The organism is Streptomyces sp. NPDC096323 (assembly GCF_040302845.1).
Classification (GTDB): domain Bacteria; phylum Actinomycetota; class Actinomycetes; order Streptomycetales; family Streptomycetaceae; genus Streptomyces.
Map to the genome: position 1 here is coordinate 334915 of NZ_JBEOSI010000004.1, position 16186 is coordinate 351100.

General features: G+C 71.0%; 17 protein-coding genes. 7 read left to right on the forward strand and 10 right to left on the reverse strand.

What is annotated here, in order from left to right; all coding sequences use genetic code 11:
- Positions 1–38: 38 nt before the first annotated feature.
- The 6 genes from ABTX18_RS12850 to ABTX18_RS12875 all read right to left on the reverse strand — a co-directional run bounded on the left by ABTX18_RS12850 (position 39) and on the right by ABTX18_RS12875 (position 7421).
- On the reverse strand, positions 39–713 hold the full coding sequence (locus tag ABTX18_RS12850) for a response regulator (protein ID WP_352122759.1): 675 nt from the start codon (positions 711–713) through the stop codon (positions 39–41).
- 1 nt (position 714) lies between these two features.
- Complete coding sequence (locus ABTX18_RS12855) at positions 715–1902, reverse strand: sensor histidine kinase (RefSeq protein WP_352122760.1); 1188 nt, start codon at positions 1900–1902, stop codon at positions 715–717.
- 5 nt (positions 1903–1907) lie between these two features.
- The gene (locus ABTX18_RS12860) at positions 1908–4127 is read right to left on the reverse strand and encodes an MMPL family transporter (RefSeq protein ID WP_352122761.1); all 2220 of its coding nucleotides are present in this window, start codon (positions 4125–4127) and stop codon (positions 1908–1910) included.
- 137 nt (positions 4128–4264) lie between these two features.
- On the reverse strand, positions 4265–4858 hold the full coding sequence (locus ABTX18_RS12865; RefSeq protein ID WP_352122762.1) for a GNAT family N-acetyltransferase: 594 nt from the start codon (positions 4856–4858) through the stop codon (positions 4265–4267).
- 58 nt (positions 4859–4916) lie between these two features.
- Positions 4917–5681, reverse strand: coding sequence for a peptidoglycan recognition protein family protein (locus ABTX18_RS12870; RefSeq protein WP_352122763.1), 765 nt, complete (start codon positions 5679–5681; stop codon positions 4917–4919).
- Between the two features lie 207 nt (positions 5682–5888).
- Positions 5889–7421: a DUF8823 domain-containing protein gene (locus ABTX18_RS12875; RefSeq protein ID WP_352122764.1), complete on the reverse strand. Its 1533-nt coding sequence runs from the start codon at positions 7419–7421 to the stop codon at positions 5889–5891.
- 357 nt (positions 7422–7778) lie between these two features.
- Here ABTX18_RS12875 and ABTX18_RS12880 point away from each other — a divergent pair, with 357 nt between their 5' ends.
- The 3 genes from ABTX18_RS12880 to crcB are packed head-to-tail and all read left to right on the forward strand — an operon-like array spanning position 7779 to position 8967.
- The gene (locus ABTX18_RS12880) at positions 7779–8240 is read left to right on the forward strand and encodes a fluoride efflux transporter FluC (protein WP_352122765.1); all 462 of its coding nucleotides are present in this window, start codon (positions 7779–7781) and stop codon (positions 8238–8240) included.
- Complete coding sequence (locus ABTX18_RS12885) at positions 8237–8596, forward strand: DUF190 domain-containing protein (RefSeq protein ID WP_352122766.1); 360 nt, start codon at positions 8237–8239, stop codon at positions 8594–8596. Before ABTX18_RS12880 ends, ABTX18_RS12885 begins: the two co-directional genes overlap by 4 nt.
- Positions 8593–8967 (forward strand): fluoride efflux transporter CrcB, encoded by a 375-nt coding sequence (gene crcB, locus ABTX18_RS12890; protein WP_352122767.1) that lies wholly within the window; start codon positions 8593–8595, stop codon positions 8965–8967. Before ABTX18_RS12885 ends, crcB begins: the two co-directional genes overlap by 4 nt.
- 201 nt (positions 8968–9168) lie before the next feature.
- Here crcB and ABTX18_RS12895 read toward each other — a convergent pair whose 3' ends face one another.
- The 4 genes from ABTX18_RS12895 to ABTX18_RS12910 form a co-directional block, all read right to left on the reverse strand.
- The gene (locus tag ABTX18_RS12895; RefSeq protein ID WP_136326641.1) at positions 9169–9474 is read right to left on the reverse strand and encodes an SCO5918 family protein; all 306 of its coding nucleotides are present in this window, start codon (positions 9472–9474) and stop codon (positions 9169–9171) included.
- Positions 9475–9526: 52 nt separating this feature from the next.
- Positions 9527–11116 carry a DEAD/DEAH box helicase gene (locus ABTX18_RS12900; protein ID WP_352122768.1) on the reverse strand — a complete coding sequence of 530 codons (1590 nt, stop codon included), beginning with the start codon at positions 11114–11116 and terminating at the stop codon, positions 9527–9529.
- A gap of 425 nt (positions 11117–11541) precedes the next feature.
- Positions 11542–11745, reverse strand: coding sequence for a cold-shock protein (locus ABTX18_RS12905; RefSeq protein ID WP_015609674.1), 204 nt, complete (start codon positions 11743–11745; stop codon positions 11542–11544).
- 470 nt (positions 11746–12215) lie between these two features.
- On the reverse strand, positions 12216–12554 hold the full coding sequence (locus tag ABTX18_RS12910) for a MerR family transcriptional regulator (protein WP_352123085.1): 339 nt from the start codon (positions 12552–12554) through the stop codon (positions 12216–12218).
- A gap of 630 nt (positions 12555–13184) precedes the next feature.
- On the opposite strand from ABTX18_RS12910, the gene ABTX18_RS12915 reads away from it, so the two are divergent.
- Genes ABTX18_RS12915 through ABTX18_RS12930 form a run of 4 tightly spaced genes read left to right on the forward strand, consistent with a single transcriptional unit; the run spans position 13185 to position 16145 of the window.
- Positions 13185–13631, forward strand: coding sequence for a hypothetical protein (locus ABTX18_RS12915; protein ID WP_352122769.1), 447 nt, complete (start codon positions 13185–13187; stop codon positions 13629–13631).
- A gap of 4 nt (positions 13632–13635) precedes the next feature.
- Complete coding sequence (locus tag ABTX18_RS12920; protein WP_352122770.1) at positions 13636–14196, forward strand: toxin; 561 nt, start codon at positions 13636–13638, stop codon at positions 14194–14196.
- A 60-nt stretch (positions 14197–14256) separates the two neighbouring features.
- The gene (locus ABTX18_RS12925; RefSeq protein WP_352122771.1) at positions 14257–15546 is read left to right on the forward strand and encodes an MAB_1171c family putative transporter; all 1290 of its coding nucleotides are present in this window, start codon (positions 14257–14259) and stop codon (positions 15544–15546) included.
- Entirely contained in the window at positions 15543–16145 is a 603-nt protein-coding gene (locus tag ABTX18_RS12930) for a hypothetical protein (protein ID WP_352122772.1), read from the forward strand. Before ABTX18_RS12925 ends, ABTX18_RS12930 begins: the two co-directional genes overlap by 4 nt.
- Positions 16146–16186: the final 41 nt, after the last annotated feature.

Below are 16186 nucleotides of genomic sequence, written 5' to 3' on the forward strand. Positions count from 1 at the left end.
TCAGCGCGGTGCGGTCGCGAGTACATCGCCGGAATGGTCTACCTGCCGCCGCCCTCGTCGTCCTCACGCCGCTGCAGCAGACCCGCGTTCATCGCCACCACCACCGCCCGCGTCCGGTCATTCACATCGAGCTTGGCGAAGATCCGCAGCAGGTGGGTCTTCACCGTGGCCTCGCCGATGAACAGCCGGCGGCCGATCTCGACGTTCGACAGTCCGTCCGCGACCGCCTGGAGCACCTCCGATTCTCGCGCGGTCAGGGTGACGGGTGCGGGCCGGCGCATCCTGGCCACCAGGCGCTGCGCGACCCGCGGGGCCAGAACCGTCTCGCCCCGCGACGCCGAGTGGATCGCCTCCACCAGCTGCTCACGGGTGGCGTCCTTGAGGAGGTAGCCGGTGGCGCCCGCCTCGACGCCCCGCTCGATGTCCTCGTCGGTGTCGTACGTGGTCAGGATGAGCACCCGGGTAGCGGCCTCGCCCGCGACGATCTCCAGGGTGGCGCCCACCCCGTCCAGTACCGGCATCCGCAGGTCCAGCAACGCCACATCGGGGCGGACCCGTTCGACGAGGCGGACCGCCTCGCGGCCGTCACCCGCCTCGCCGACGATCTCGACGGTGGGTTCCGAGGACAGCAGCGCGACGAGGCCGGCGCGCATCACCGTGTGGTCGTCGGCCAGGATGATTCGCAGGGGTGCGGTGGTCGTATCCGCTGTCATGTCACTCCTGGCCGTCGAGGTCGAGCGGGATGGTGGCGAGTATCCGGGTGCCGTCGCCGAGCGAGCTGGTGACGGTGAGACCGCCCCCGAACTCGGCGAGCCGTTTGCGCATGCCGTCCAGACCGAAGCCGTGGGAGTCCTCGACGACGAACCCGCGGCCGTCGTCGGTGATCTCCAGCTCCACGGCGTCGGGCCCCTGCGCCAGGACCACGCCGACCGTGGTCGCCGCCGCGTGCTTACGTACGTTGGCCAGGGACTCCTGCGTGCAGCGCAGCAGGGCGATGCGCGTCGGCCGGTCGCACGCGATGTCGGCGAGCTCCGCCCTCACGTCGAGGCCGGTGTCCTCGATGAAGCGGTCCAGCGTGCGGCGGAGCGTCTCGGCGACCGAGCCCGGGGCCACGCCGCTGCTGGGGGCGGCACCGACCAGGACCCGGGCTTCGGCGAGGTTCTCCCGGGCCGTCTGCTCGATGGACTGGAGCTGCTGCGCGCTGCGGTGCACATCCACGGCCAACTGTGACCTGGCGGCCTCGGCGAGCACGATGATGGAGGCGAAGCCCTGGGCGAGGGTGTCATGGATCTCCCGGGCGAGGCGTTCGCGTTCCTCCGCCGCACCCTGGCGCTGGTACACCTCGGCCAGTTCGAGCTGGGTGCTCTGCAACTCCTTCCGCAGCAAAGCCCGTTCGTTTCGCTGAGCCAGCGCCCTGGGCGTCAGCAGGGCCATCACGACGGCGACCGCCCACACGCCGAGGGAGGAGACGGTGTTCTGGAGAAACACCTCCGCCTGTCCGCCCTCCCTCAGGCTGCCACCGACGGTGATCACCACGGCGCCGAGACCGGGGAAGAGGATCGCGCCCCGGGGACTGTCCGCGAAGACGATGAACTGGCCCAGCGTGACGGCGTAGAACACCCCGAAACCGTCTCCGAGATACGACAGGAGCCCCACCACGACGACGAGCACCCACAGATAGCGGTAGGCGCTCAGCGCCCCGCGGGCGGGACGCCTGCGCACCCATACGTAGCAAGCGGCGAGCCCGGCCGTCAGCGCGAGGATGGCGAGCTTCCGGTCCGTGGGCGTTCCGCCCGCCATGGTGACCAGGGTGACCAGGGCGATCAGCCCCCAGGAAAGGTCCGCCCACCCGTGGAGCACCCATATCCAGAACGGGTCGCCGCGCTCAGGCCGTTGAAGCATGCCCGTCAGCCTACGTGGCGCAGCGGACTGGCAGACGGGGCTCCGGGCACCCCACGGCGCGGCCGGCGCAGCGGCCGCCAGGCACGCTCGCCAAGGAGGAGCAGGGCGGACGGCAGGATCATCATCCGGATGACCACCGCGTCCAGGAGGACCGCGACTGCCAGGCAGAAGCCCATCTGCTTCATTTCGGTGAGGTGCAGGAAGACGAAGGCCGCGAAGATCGTCACCATGACCAGCGCCGCGCTCGTCACCACCTTCGCCGAACGGTCGATGCCGTCCACTACTGCCTCGCGGGCCGTCATTCCGTGCTCCATGGCCTCCTTGATCCGGCTGACGACGAAGACCTGGTAGTCCATCGACAGACCGAACAGGAGAACGAAGAGGAAGAGCGGCACCCTGGACGCGATGGCACCGAGGGAGTCGAAGTCCAGCAGGCCCTCCGCCCATGTGCCCTGGAAGACCAGGACGAGGGCGCCGAGCGCGGCGGCTGCGGAGAGCAGATTCAGTAGGACTCCGAGCAGGCCGACGATCACCGAACGGAAGGACACCGCGGTCGTCACGAAGGTCAACAGCAGGAGAAACCCGATCACCAGCGGCAGCTTGCTCCGCTCGTGGTGCACATAGTCCCGGCCCCGGGCCACGTCACCGCTGACAGCGGTGTCCGCTGACTCCATCCTGCCTATGGTGTCGGGAATGTAGCGCTCTCGCAGGTGGTCCAGCGACGCGATCGCCTCGTTGGACGGCGCCGGGTGCGGCACCGCCAGCTCCAGCACACTGATCCGGCCGTCGGCGGAGGTCCGCACCACGGGCTGGGAGGTGCGGGCGAAGAGCGGGTCCGCCTGGGCGGTCCTGCCCAGCTCCGTCAGCGCCTGCCTGACCTCGCGGGCCCGGTCGGAGGTGCTCCGGGCCACTACCTCGTGCTTGACGAGAAGTTCGGGGAATGCCGCGGTCAGCCGGTCGTACACCTGCATGGCAGGGATGGAACGGGAGAAGGTGTCCTTGCCCGGGTCGATGAGCTTGAGGCCCAGCGCCGGCGCGGCCACGGCGAGCATGACCAGGACCGATACGCACAGGGTGATCGCGGGGTGGCGCTGCGCGGGTCGCATGAGGGAACCGAACACACGCCCGTTCTCGGGCTTCCCGGCCTTCGGGGGCTGCGCAGCGGCGGGGGCGCCCCGCTTCGCCCTCCGGGCGGCCTTCTTCGCCGTTCGGCGTTCGGTGCGGTGGCCGAGTTTCACGAGCAGTGCGGGCAGCACGGTGAGCGAGCTGAGGACGGCCACGGCGACGACGAGGATGGTGCCGGTCGCCAGCGAGGAGAAGATGACGTCGGTGGCCAGGTAGAGGGTGGCGGTGCAGACGATCACCGCGAGGCCGGAGACCACGACGGCCCGGCCCGCAGTCGCCGCGGCAAGTTCCACGAGGGCTTCGGGGCTGAGCCGGCCGGCCGCCCGGGCCCGCTCCTCGCGTTCGCGCTTGAGGTAGAAGAGGGTGTAGTCGACACCGACCGCGAGCCCCATGAGCAGGATCATGTTGGTCCCCACACCGGGGTCGGGCATCAGGTGCGAGGCCAGCATGGCCAGGCCCATCGTCGCCGCTATCGAGGAGAGCGCCAGCAGCAGGGGCACCCCGGCCATGACGACCGAGCCGAATACGATCAGCAGGATGACGAGCGTCACCGGCAGGGAGAGGCGCTCGGACAGTGCGAGGTCTTCACCGCGCTGGTCGTTGACGCCCTTGCTGATGGCGGGCGAGCCGGTCTCCTCCACGATCAGGTCCGGGTGGGCGGCAGCCACCTGCGCGGTCCGGTCGAGGAGCGGCACGACGTTCTTCTTGGCGTCCAGCTCAGCGCCGTTCATGACCACGGTGACGCGCAGGGCTGTGCCGTCCTTCGAGCGGACGGGCGGTGCCACGCTGCCCACCTCGGGCAGCGCGCCCATGCGGGTGGTGAGGTCGCGGGCCGCCGCGGTGGCCCGTTCGGTGTCCAGGGGGCCCGACTTCGCCCGGATCAGTATGTGTTCGGTGGGCCGGCGCTGGAGGCCGCCGTCGGTGGCCATCGACTCGGCGTGTCCCGCCTCGCCAACCCAGAAGTCCTTGGTGGTGGCGGGGTTGCTGCCGGCGGCGATGCCCGCGCCGAGGCACAGCAGCACGAAGACGAACCAACCGACGATCGCGCGCCACGGATGCCGGGCGCTCCAACGGGCCATACGTACGGGTCGCATTTCCATGCGTCCATGCTGGTTCGCGGAGCCCTTCGCCCGGCAGCCTCGACCGGTGGAACCGGGTGTCCACCGACCGGTGGACCCGGGCCGGGGGCCTGCCCCCGTATCGTCGTCGTCGACGGGCCACCCAGCTCGCGGTCCGGTCAAAGGCGCGCGGCCAGGCGGTCCTTCGCCTCGGGCCAGTCGTCAGCGAGCAGCGAGAAGTAGACGGTGTCACGCCAGGTGCCGTCGGGGCGGCGGCGGTGGCGGCGCAGCACCCCTTCACGCCGGGCGCCGAGCCGGGCGATCGCATCCTGAGACCGGACGTTGAGGTGGTCGGTCTTCAACTGCACGCGCCCCATGCCCAGTTCCTCGAAGGCATGGCCGATCAGGAGCAGCTTCGTCTCGGTGTTGACCGCCGAGCGCCAGTGGGCGCGGCCGTACCAGGTCCAGCCGATCTCCAGGCGTTCGTTGGCCGCGTCGATGTCCAAATATGTGGTCCAGCCGACTGCCCGGCCGCTCGCACGGTGGATGACGGCGAACGGGACGTATTCCCCACGCCCCGCCGCCGCGAGCAGGTTCGTGAGCTTCTCGCCGAGCTCGTCCGGGGTGTGCGGGGTCGGCCCGCCCTGCCACCGCCAGACCTCGTCGTCACCGCCGCCGGCGACGAAGAGGTCGTCGAGGTGGTCCGGGGTGAGCGGTTCCACGCGGACGTGGCGGCCGGTGAGGGTCACGGGAAGCGGGGTCGTGGCAGGCATGCCGAAATGCTAACTCATTTCGAACTAGACAGAACGGGAATACGTACTAATGCAGCTCTCAACGAGGGTTCTCAGCATCTTCCGCGCCCGTCCGCGCTTCGCGCAGAGCGGCCGCCGCTTCCCTGATCGCGGGCAGTTCCGCGTACAACGCCTCGCCGGGGCAGTTGGTCTGGTACGCGTCGCGGTGGCCGGAGATGACGTGCAGCACGGCCGGCCTGCCCTTCGGGTACCTGCTCGCGTCGTTCGTCGAGACCAGCCGTACCGTGCCGCGCGGATCGGCCCCCGGCCGCAGCTTCCACGCTGCCACCTCGGCCAGCGCCCGGACGAGAACCCGCGGCACCTCGGCCCCGCGCCCGTAGTTGCCCAGCACGGCTATGCCCACGCTGTCCGCGTTGAAGCCCGTGGTGTGCGCCCCGCGCACCTGACGTGTGATGCCGCCGGCCCGGCCCTCGTATATCGTGCCGCAGCGGTCGACGAGGAAGTTGTAGCCGATGTCGTCCCAGCCGTTGCCCTTGATGTGGGACTCCTCGACCGCCTGCAGCATGCGTGGCACGTCCGCACAGTCGTAGGTGTTGGACTCACCCGTGTGATGGATGAAGACCGCCCGGACGGCGCCCGTGTAGACCGCGTGCTCCCGCACCATGCTCTCGTCCGCATGCCAGGCGGCCCGGGTGACGATCGGCGGCTGGGGCACCCCGGGCGTCCGCTCCTGCACCGGGGCGTCGGGCGGGGGCAGCGCGAAGCGCACCGGGGCGTCCCGCAGCACCAGGAGGGTGAGCGGGAGGACCGCGGCGGCCGGCCAGAGTCGGTGACGGAGCCACATGGGACCACCCTGCGGCCTCTCCGCCCGGCGCGCAGATACGGTGGCCGATCGGGTGAAACCGCTGGTCCGGACCGCGCGCCGCGCGGAGCCGGCATTCCTGCCGGTCGATATGGCCCGCACCCCGGGCCGGCAGCCCCCGCCGGTCGATATGCCCCGCACCCCGGGCCGGCAGCCCCTGCCACCCCGGGGCCGGCAGCTCTCGCCGGGTCAGCAGCCCCCGCCGCGCGGCACCCGGTACGCCGAGTCCAGCCGGTACGTCCCGCCCTTCGGCACCGTCAGCCTCGTCCACTCGCCGTCCTGCCGCAGGCAGCCCCCGGTCGCCCCGTCGACCCCGCTCACCCGCAGCCATGGCGAATGGGCGAGGCGGATGGTCACCGATCCCGCCTCGGGCATCCGCACCACCAGCTCGGCGTCGTCGCCGCGTACGACCTCGGCAGGGGCCTCCACCAGCGGCGTCGCGCCCCGCACTCGGTAGATCGTCCACCCGGCGTCCTGCCATACCTGTTTCAGCCAGGGCTGCCCGGCCCTGACCAGTGCCGCCTCGGCCTCCGCGGGCCCGTCGGGCTGTCCGTGGTGCAGCACCACGTAGCCGACGGCCCACCGCTCCAGCCAAGCCCGGTAGTCGGCGGGGGACAGCATCCCGTCGTAGAAGAGCCGCCCCCGTTCGACGTCGAGCTGGCGGTTCCAGCCGCGCGCCATGTTCACGTGCGGGGCGAGCACGGCCGCCTCCCTGTGGTTGCGGGCCGGGACGACCTCCACACGGCCGCGTTCGGCACCGAGGCGATGCAGTTCGCCGACCACGCCCTCGGTGCGGGACGCCCAGGACGGCACCGAGGTCGACACCCGGAGGTCGTCCGCGGTCTTGTCGACAAGCCAGTTGGCGGACAGCACGAGGGCCACCACCACCATGGCCGTCCGCACCCATGCCTTTTCCCGGACGAGGGCCAGGACCGCCGCGAGCAGTACGGGCACGGCGACGAGCCCGTGCAGCCGCTCCACGTTCGTACCGATCGGGGACGCGATGAGGAAGGTGAGCAGCACGCCGACGGCGTACACCACGGCGCCGTACCGCAGCAGACGCCATTCCCGTCCCGCCGGGGCGGCGACCGCCAGGACGGCGGAGACGACGATCGGCATCCACAACCGGTTGGCGTGCATGGGCTGCTCGCCTTCGAACGGGAAGAGCACCGTGGTGGCGCCCACGACGGCGAAGAACGGCACCATCAGCACCGCTCCCTTCCGCCACTGCCGGTCCAGGAGGTATGCCGCCCCAGCCACCACGAGGAAGAGCCCGGCGACCGGACTGGCCATCGTCGCCAGCGCCCCGGCCACCAGGGCGGTCACCGAACGGTGCAGGTAGAGGCAGGCGACGAGCCCGATGGCGACACCCAGCGCGAAGGTGGTACGCCCCGACGCGACGTTGCACCACAGCGCCAGCGCGGCGAGGACCGCGGGAAGCCGGGCGTGCCGCACACCTCCGCGTACGAAGAGGAGGGCCATGAGCCAGGTGCCCGCGATGCCGGACGCCACGGACACCGTACGCACGCCGCAGAAGGCCATCACGTACGAGGAGAAGACGCTGTAGTTGGCCGTGTGCATCCCCCCGTACCAGGAGAGGTTGTAGGCCGCGCCCGGGTGCCGGGCGGTGAAGCCCGACCAGGCCAGCTGGGCGGCGAGGTCACCGCCGCCGGTGGCCAGGACAGCAGCCCACACGGCATAGAGGGGAACGACGACAGCCACGGCGACGACCGGAACACGGTGCCTCTGCCACCACGGCTTCCGGCCTTCCGGCACCCCGCCCCGCTGCCGCGGGATGCGGACCCCTCCTGTGTGGCCCCGCCCTATGCCCTCTACGTCCCCTGCTGCTGTCCGCAACTCCCCGTTGGCATACACCCGGCAACCCTAAAGGCTGCCCCGCAGGCCGACACGCCCACACAGGACGCGGGCGATATTCTGACGAAAGCGGGGACCGGTGACGGCCGCCGCGCGGCGGTGGGGCCCGCCGTACCCGAACCGCGGCACAGAGCCGCCGACGGTCCCTACTTGCGTACGAGCGCGCACCCGCGTCCGGCGGGCGTCCGAGCAGGTAGGAGCCGCGTGTCCACGAAGTCCGGGTCCACGAAATCTGGGTCCACGAGATCTGGGTCCACGAAATCTGGCGACCCTCAGGCCGCCGTCGTCGTCGCGGTCGCGTTCGGCGGCGCGGCCGGCGCGTCCGCCCGCTACGGGGCCGCGCTCCTGTGGCCCACCGCGACGGGTGGATTCCCGTGGACGACCCTCATGGTGAACGTCGTCGGCTGCGCGATGATCGGTGTGTTCATGGTGGTGATCAGCGAGGTATGGACGGCCCACCGCCTGGTACGGCCGTTCTTCGGCACCGGGGTGCTGGGCGGGTTCACCACGTTCTCGACGTACGCCGTGGACATCGAGCGCCTCGTGGACGGCGGCCGGACCCGTACCGGTCTGGCCTATCTGGGACTGACACTGCTCGCGGCCCTCGCGGCGGTGTGGAGCGCGGTGTGGCTGACGCGCCGCGCACTGGCGTGGAGGCAGGCATGACGACGACGGGCACAGCACCGGGTCTGCGGCTGACCGTCCTGGTCGGCGAGTCCGACACCTGGCACCACCGCCCGCTCTGTACGGAGATCGTGCACCGGGCGCACGCGGCGGGGTTGGCGGGTGCCAGCGTGTTCCGTGGGATCGAGGGCTTCGGCGCGTCGTCGGTGGTCCACACCCAGCGGCTGCTGTCGCTCAGCGAGCATCTGCCGGTGGCGGTGGTGATCGTGGACACGGAGGCCAAGGTCCGGGCGTTCCTGCCGCTGATCACGGAACTGACCGGTGGCGGCGACGGCATGGTCACGCTGGACGCCTGCGAGATCGTCCGTCCCGGGCCGGATTCCGGGGAGAGCCGGTGAACTGGCTGCTGGTGATCACCGGCGCGGCGGTCGGCGCCCCGCTCCGGTATCTGACCGACCGTGCGGTGCAGTCCAGGCACGACACCGTCTTCCCGTGGGGGACCTTTACGGTGAACGTGACCGGCTGTCTGGTGCTGGGTCTGCTGACCGGCGCGGTGGCGGCCGGCGCCGCGTCCTCGCACCTGCAGCTGCTACTCGGGACGGGGCTCTGCGGGGCACTGACCACGTATTCGACGTTCAGTTACGAGACGCTGCGGCTGGCCGAGGGCGGGGCCCGGCTCTACGCGGCGGCCAATGCGGTGGCGAGCGTGGTCGCCGGGCTCGGGGCGGCGTTCGCCGGCGTCACCATAGCCGAGGCCCTCTGGGCCTGAGGCCGGCCTGACGCCCGCACGCCCGCCGCCCGCACACGCCAAGACCCTCCGGGTCTCACGCCCGCAGGCCCACCCCCCGCACACGCCAAGCCCTTCCGGGCCTCTCGCCCGACCCCCCACCCCCCGCACACGCCGAAACCCGGCCCCCCTTTCGGGGAGACCGGGCCTCGGTAGGTAAGTCTCGTCAGATGACCGTGCGGCTCAGGCGTCCGGCGTTCCCAGTGCGGCCGACGCCACTTCCAGGGGGCTGAGCACCACGGGCGCGGCGGGGGCCGGGACGGGACGGCAGGTGAAGCCGAGGCGCGAGAGCGCCCTGGTCACCTCACCGGCCGAGAAGTCGCGGCGGTCCTGCCGGGTGATGACCTCGCCCACCTGCTTGACGGGGTACACACGACGGCTGATGATCACCGATTCCCCGGTGACGGGTTCGGGCTTGATGCCCTTCATCGATTCCTCGACCTCGTGCTTGAACAGGTCGAACGGGAAACGGGCGATGACGCAGCGCATAGTGCCTCAACGGGGTCGGGGGGCGGAACCGGGCGGAAACGCGGGGTATCGGTCAGGCGGCGCGGCCGCCGGCCGAGCGGCGCGGTGCGCCGCCGCCCCGCGGCTGAGAGGAGGGCGACGAAGCGGAGGGCGACGACGTGCGGCGGGCCTGGGCCGGGCGGCTGCGCCGGCCGCGGGAGGAGGAGCCGCCCTTGGGGCGCTCGGACGGCGGCGAGGTGATGACCACGGGCACGCCCGAGGGTGCCTGCGCACCGGTGATCCGGCTCAGCTCGGCCTCGCCGGAGCGGACCTCGGCGACCTGCGGGGTGATCCCGGCGTCGGCCATCAGGCGCGTCATCTCCCGGCGCTGGTTGGGCAGCACCAGCGTGACGACGCTGCCGGACTCACCGGCCCGGGCGGTACGACCGCCGCGGTGCAGGTAGTCCTTGTGGTCGCTCGGCGGGTCCACGTTCACGACCAGGTCGAGGTTGTCGACGTGGATGCCGCGGGCCGCGACGTTCGTGGCGACCAGCACCGTGACGTGGCCGGTCTTGAACCGCGTCAGGGTCCGGGTGCGCTGCGGCTGGGACTTCCCGCCGTGCAGCGCCGCCGCCCGTACCCCGCTGCTGAGCAGGTGGTCGGTGAGCTTGTCCACGGCGTGCTTGGTGTCGAGGAACATGATCACCCGGCCGTCGCGGGCGGCGATCTCCGTCGTGGTGGCGTACTTGTCGGCGCCGCGGACGTAGAGCACGTGGTGCTCCATCGTCGTGACCGCACCGGCGGCCGGGTCGACCGAGTGGACGACCGGGTCGTGCAGGTAGCGGCGGACCAGCAGGTCGACGTTACGGTCCAGGGTGGCCGAGAACAGCATCCGCTGGCCCTCCGGCTGCACCTGGTCGAGGAGCTCGGTGACCTGCGGCATGAAGCCCATGTCGGCCATCTGGTCGGCCTCGTCCAGGACGGTGATGGAGACCCGGTCCAGGGTGCAGTCGCCGCGCTCGATCAGGTCCTTGAGGCGGCCGGGAGTGGCGACGACAACCTCGGTGCCGCCGCGCAGCGCCGCGGACTGCCGGCCGATCGACATGCCGCCGACGACGGTGGCCATCCGCAGCTTGAGGGAGCGGGCGTACGGGGTGAGCGCGTCGGTGACCTGCTGGGCCAGTTCCCGGGTGGGCACGAGGATCAGGGCCAGCGGGCGGCGGGAGTCGGCGCGCCGGCCTTCGATACGGGCCAGCAGGGCCAGGCCGAAGGCGAGCGTCTTGCCGGACCCGGTGCGGCCGCGGCCGAGCACGTCACGGCCCGCGAGCGAGTTCGGGAGCGTGGCCGCCTGGATCGGGAACGGCACGCTGACGCCCTCGGTGGCAAGTGCCGCGAGCAGGGGTGCGGGCATGTCGAGGTCGGCGAAGGCCTCGACGGCGGGCAGCCCGGGTGTGATGGTCGTCGGCAGAGCGAACTCGCCCTGCTTGGCGGCGGGGCGGCGGCCGTAGCCACCACCAGAGCGCTGGGCCGTGGAGCCGAAGCGTCCCTGTCCGCCACCCTGACGGCCCGGGGCCTGCGAGCGGAAGCTGCCGCCACCCGAACGGGAACCGCCGGAACCGGTGGCTCCACCGCTGCGGGTACGGGAGAAACGGTCATTGGAGCGAGCTGTGCGATCGCGGTTCATACAGAACCTTTCCTCGATATGGCGCGTATCGAGGAATTCATTGCGCGACGAGCGGCACAAGAATCGCAAGAACGGGCCGTTGGCATACGTGAACGAAGCCCGGCAGCCTGTCTTGAGCCGATACGGGCCCGGCAGAACCGGGTCCGGTGCTTCGCAATGACGGACGAGCCGGCCCGGGATGCGGGCCTGCGTGTCTCGTCAGGGGGCTCCGGCGGACCGGTGGTCCGGGAGCCATGGCGGATCGTCCGCCGCAAGGTGAAGAGCGTGGGTCGGGTCCTCTGTCTTCCCCGGCGGCTCGTGCGGTGGTACCGGCACGGCGTGCACGGGGGCGGACCCGGGAAAAGCAACGAGCTGGGGCCCGCACCCAAGGTGCGGGCCCCAGCTGTGGATGCGCACTCAGCGCGTGAGCGCCGGTGTCATCAGATTCACGCGGGGGTGATGTTCTCCGCCTGCGGGCCCTTCTGGCCCTGCGTGACGTCGAAGTTCACCTTCTGGCCCTCCTGCAGCTCACGGAAGCCGCTGGCGGCGATGTTCGAGTAGTGGGCGAAGACGTCAGCGCCGCCACCATCCTGCTCGATGAAGCCGAAGCCCTTTTCCGCGTTGAACCACTTGACGGTGCCAGTAGCCATGTTTTATCTCCTTCTGGGGCAGAGCCCGGGGACTCGCACTGTGCGAGTTCCGCGTCGCCGCGATGATTACCCCATCCGGATAATGAGCCGGATAATACAAAAGTGCACCCATCGGCCCATTTAGCCGAGGAGAGCACTTGGAGTCTTTGGGAACCACAACTGCAACTGAGATCTACAGTAGCACAATGAATGCGAGCAGGGGCGGCAACTAATTGCGCTCCACCCGGCGCGTCATAAACCTTCACCGGCCATTGCATAAAATTCTATGCTTGCGGCTATAGATATTCGTCGCTCCGTGCTACGGCACCCGTGACGCCCGCAGCAGGCAGGCCATGGCCCCGCACGCACCACCGCGCACCACGCGCCACGCACCAGCCATGCCGCGCGCCGCCCCCCACGCCGGCGCCGCCCGCTCAGGCCACCGCCGCCGCTCAGGCCACCGCCGCCTGCTCCCGGGCCGCGCCGCCCGCTCAGGCCGTGCCCCGGCCCGGGGTGGGCCGACGCAGCTCCTCGTTCAGCCGGAGCGCCTCTTCGAGCTGGTCCTCCAGGATCACGATGCGGCACGCGGCCTCGATCGGCGTTCCGCTGTCGACGAGTTCACGGGCGCGGGCCGCGATGCGCAGCTGATAGCGGGAGTAGCGGCGGTGACCGCCCTCCGACCGCAGCGGGGTGATCAGCCGCGCATCACCGATGGCGCGGAGGAATCCGGGCGTGGCGCCGATCATCTCCGCGGCGCGCCCCATGGTGTAGGCGGGGTAGTCGTCGTCATCGAGGCGGGCAGTGGCATGCGGAGGGGTTTCGGGGGGCATGTGCACCTGCCGCGTGTCGCTGACTTCGTTGACCGAAAGAGGAGATCTCATTGTGCGAGCCATCGTCTCTAGCATAGCCGCGATAGATTTCCCGGGTCGGGCAGGGGAATTTATCTGGTCCGGCCCGGTTCCGCCGCCTGCGGCCCGTCGCCGGACGCCAGGCCGAACCTGACGCCCTGGCCCCCCACGGGGACCGGCGATGTCCTGCGGCAGGGCCCGACGGGGCTCACCAAGAACACTGACCGACCGGTCAGTTGATGACTGTCTGACCAGGGGCCATAATGCGGGTGTAGCCCTTCACGCATCCCCCGTCGTGAAGGGCTACACCCATGTGCGCCCGGCTCTCGCACGCGAAGCCGTTACCGCGCAGACGTCTTCATGGGCAAGGGACTCCCCTCGTGGTCCCCTGCCCATGTTTTTTCGAGTTAACAGTGACGTAGAGTGTTTGCGCAAGCCCGCTCCGCAGACCGGAGCGAGATGCTCCTCTTCATCCCTTTACGGCATGCCACCGGGCCTCCCGGGCGGCAGAGGCCGCGTCGGGGTTCGTTACAGTACGAGCCCGTTGACCGAATCGAGCACCGCGCGGAGCCGGACAGACACCCGTGCGGTGGACGGACACGTGGGGGCCGGATGGACAGCGGCGAAGAACGCGCGCCGGAGCTGCGAACGCTGCGGCAGAAGGTCGAGTACATGGTCGAGAAGACCTTCCCCGGCCGCAAGATATCGGGCCGTGTCTTCGCCGACCTGGTCAAGGAGCGCGGCGGGTCCCTCTCCCACAGCTACTTCTCCAACATCCTGGCCGGCAAGGTCACCCAGCCGTCCGAGGACATTCTCAAGGCGCTCGGCCTCGGCTTCGGGGTGGACTGGCGCTTCTTCAAGGCGGAGTCCGAAGTCGTCGACGACGTCGTCGCCGGACTGCAGTTCCTGGCCAAGCGCCGTACCGGCGAGATCAGCGGGCTGGCCGGGCGGGGACTGGACGAGGACGGACTGCCGCCGGAGCTGCTGCAGTTCGCGCTCGCCCTGCTCCAGGACGCGAAGGACCGGCAGCCGCCCGCCGACGGCGGACCACGGAGCTAGCGCGGTGTCCATGCGCGAACTGCGGAAGGAGTGCGAGGACGGGCTCGCCGGCCTCCCGCTCCCCTCCCCCTTCACCGTCGAGGGGCTGGTGGCGAACATGGAGGCGGCCCGCGGCCGCACCATCGTGCTGCACGAGATGCCCGACCGGCTGGCCCGCGTCAACGCGGCCTGCGGCTTGCGGCTGAAGACCGGTGGGACCAGCTTCGTGCTCTACCGCCGGCGCCCCACCGCCTACCAGACCCAGCACGTCATCCTCCATGAGCTGTGCCACGAGTGGTTCGACCACGGCACCTCGCTGGACGCGGAGCAGTTGCGGCGGCTGCTGCCCGTCTTCGACACCTCTCTGATCGCCCGGGTCGTCGGCCCGGACGCGCTGGACAGCCCGGACGCCGTGCAGGCCCGCGCCCAGTACGACACCCATGACGAACGCATGGCCGAATTGGGTGCCTCGCTCATCCCCCGTATGGCGAGGGACGTGACGAGCGATGACATGGTGGGGCGCCTCGCCAACTCGCTCTCGCGCCCGGTCGCCCACCGCCGCCGCGGCCTGTTCCGCCGTACGTAGCGCCGCTACCCCCGTTCCCCCGCCCTCGCCCCCCGTCCCCCCACCACAAGGACTTCTGCCGTGACCCCGCTCGACGTCGCCGGCTATCTGATAGCCGGCCTGATGACAGCCGTCGCCCTGTGGCGCATGCCGGCCGCCCTGTGGGGCGACGAGGAGGACCGGCGCCGCCGGGCACTGTGGGGCTGTTATGCGGGATTCGCCGCCGCGCTGTGGACCAAGACCCGAGCCGTGCGCATCGGGCTCAACGACAGCCCGGTCACCGACCTCTCGGTACTGATCAAGCACTACACGGCGACCGTCGCGATTCTGGCCATTCTCAGCTACATCGTCGCGATCTACGGCCAGTACGCCGATGCCGGGGACGTGCCGCGCCACGTACGGTTCGCGCGCTCGATCCAGCAGGTCGCCGCGAAGGCGTCCGTTGCCACGCTCGTGCTGCTGACGGTGCTGTTCTTCACCGTGGTCGACCGGTCCACGCCCTCGGACCGCTTCGTCGCCGACCACGCCGGGCAGTGGGGGGCGACGCTCTACATGAGCGTGTTCTACCTCTATCTCGGCGCCGCCTCCGCCGTCTGCGCCTACCAGTGGGCCCTCGCCACCGCCGGCGCCGGGCTGCGCCATCTGCGGGTGGGCCTCGGGATGATGACGTTCGCGATGTTCATCGGCGTCGCCTACACCGTCAGCCGGACGCTGTTCCTCTGGGTCAGCGTCATCGACCAGCCCGGCGAGGCCTTCGCCCTGAAGTTCGACGAGGTCACCGAGGCCGCGCAGGTGGCGCTGTTCGCCTTCTTCGCCATCGGCGCCTCCATCCCCGCGCTGAGCAGCGTCCGCCGCCGGGCGAAGCTCTGGCGCGCCCAGGTGAAGCTGCACGCGCTCTGGTACGAGCTGATGGCAGCATTCCCCGACCAGCCCTTCGACCCTCCGGCGCCGCTGCTGCGCGAGCTGACCCGCTTCGGCACCCCGGCCGACCTGCGCGTCGACCGGTGGGCCGCGGACATCGCCGACGCGGTCGAGAAACTGCGTCACTACGTGCCGGACGCGCTGCTGCCGGCCGCCGAGGCCGCCGCGGCGGACGGGAACGCCGACCGTGAGCAGGCCGGGCCGCTGGCCGACGCCTACTGGATCAAGGCGGCGCTCTCGGCCCGGAGCGCCGGGGCACCGGCGGGCGCCGCGGCCGCCGTCGGCACCCAGCACGCCACCGACCAGGACGGCGAGGTCGCCTGGCTGGTCCGGGTGGCGGCGGCCTTCCGCGCGGTCACGCCGGAGCGTGCCCGGCAGGTCCTCGCATCCGCCGCAGCGGTCGAGGACCGGGAACAACAACGGGATCGGGAGCAGGAGCAGCGGGCATGAGCACCACGCACAACGCCGGGACGTCGTCCACCACGTCGTCCCCCGCGCGCACCGTGACCGACGTCCTCCAGCCCCGCAACCTCCTGTTGGCCGGCATGCTCGCCATCGGGCTGGCGGCGGCCGGCCACTGGACCGGGCTGCTCTGGGGTTTCCTCGGCGCCCTGTGCGCCGGGCTCGTCCCGGCCGGATACATCGAGTGGGAGCGCGGTCGCGGCACCTGGGGCGACCGTCATGTCGTCGACCGGACCAAGCGGGCCCCGATCTTCTTCGTCATCCTCGGCTCCATCGGCACCGGTTCGGCGGTCATGGTGCTGGGCGGCGCCCCCTCCGGCATCCTGACCGCGATGCTCGGGCTCTGGGCGATGACCGTCGTCCTGCTGGCCGTCAACACGGTCTGGAAGATCTCGGTGGACGCCTCGGTCGCCTCGGCCGTGGTCGCGCTGCTCGCCGCGGTGCACTCGCCGTGGTGGCTGTTCGGGTACGCGATGACGGCCGCCGTGTGCTGGTCACGGGTCGCGCTCGGTTACCACACGGTGGGCCAGGTGACGGCCGGGACGGCGCTGGGTGCGGCGACGGCGGGCGCCTTCCTGCTGGGGTGAGCCGAGGGCCGGGCGTCCGTGAACGGTCCACGTGGCCCGGC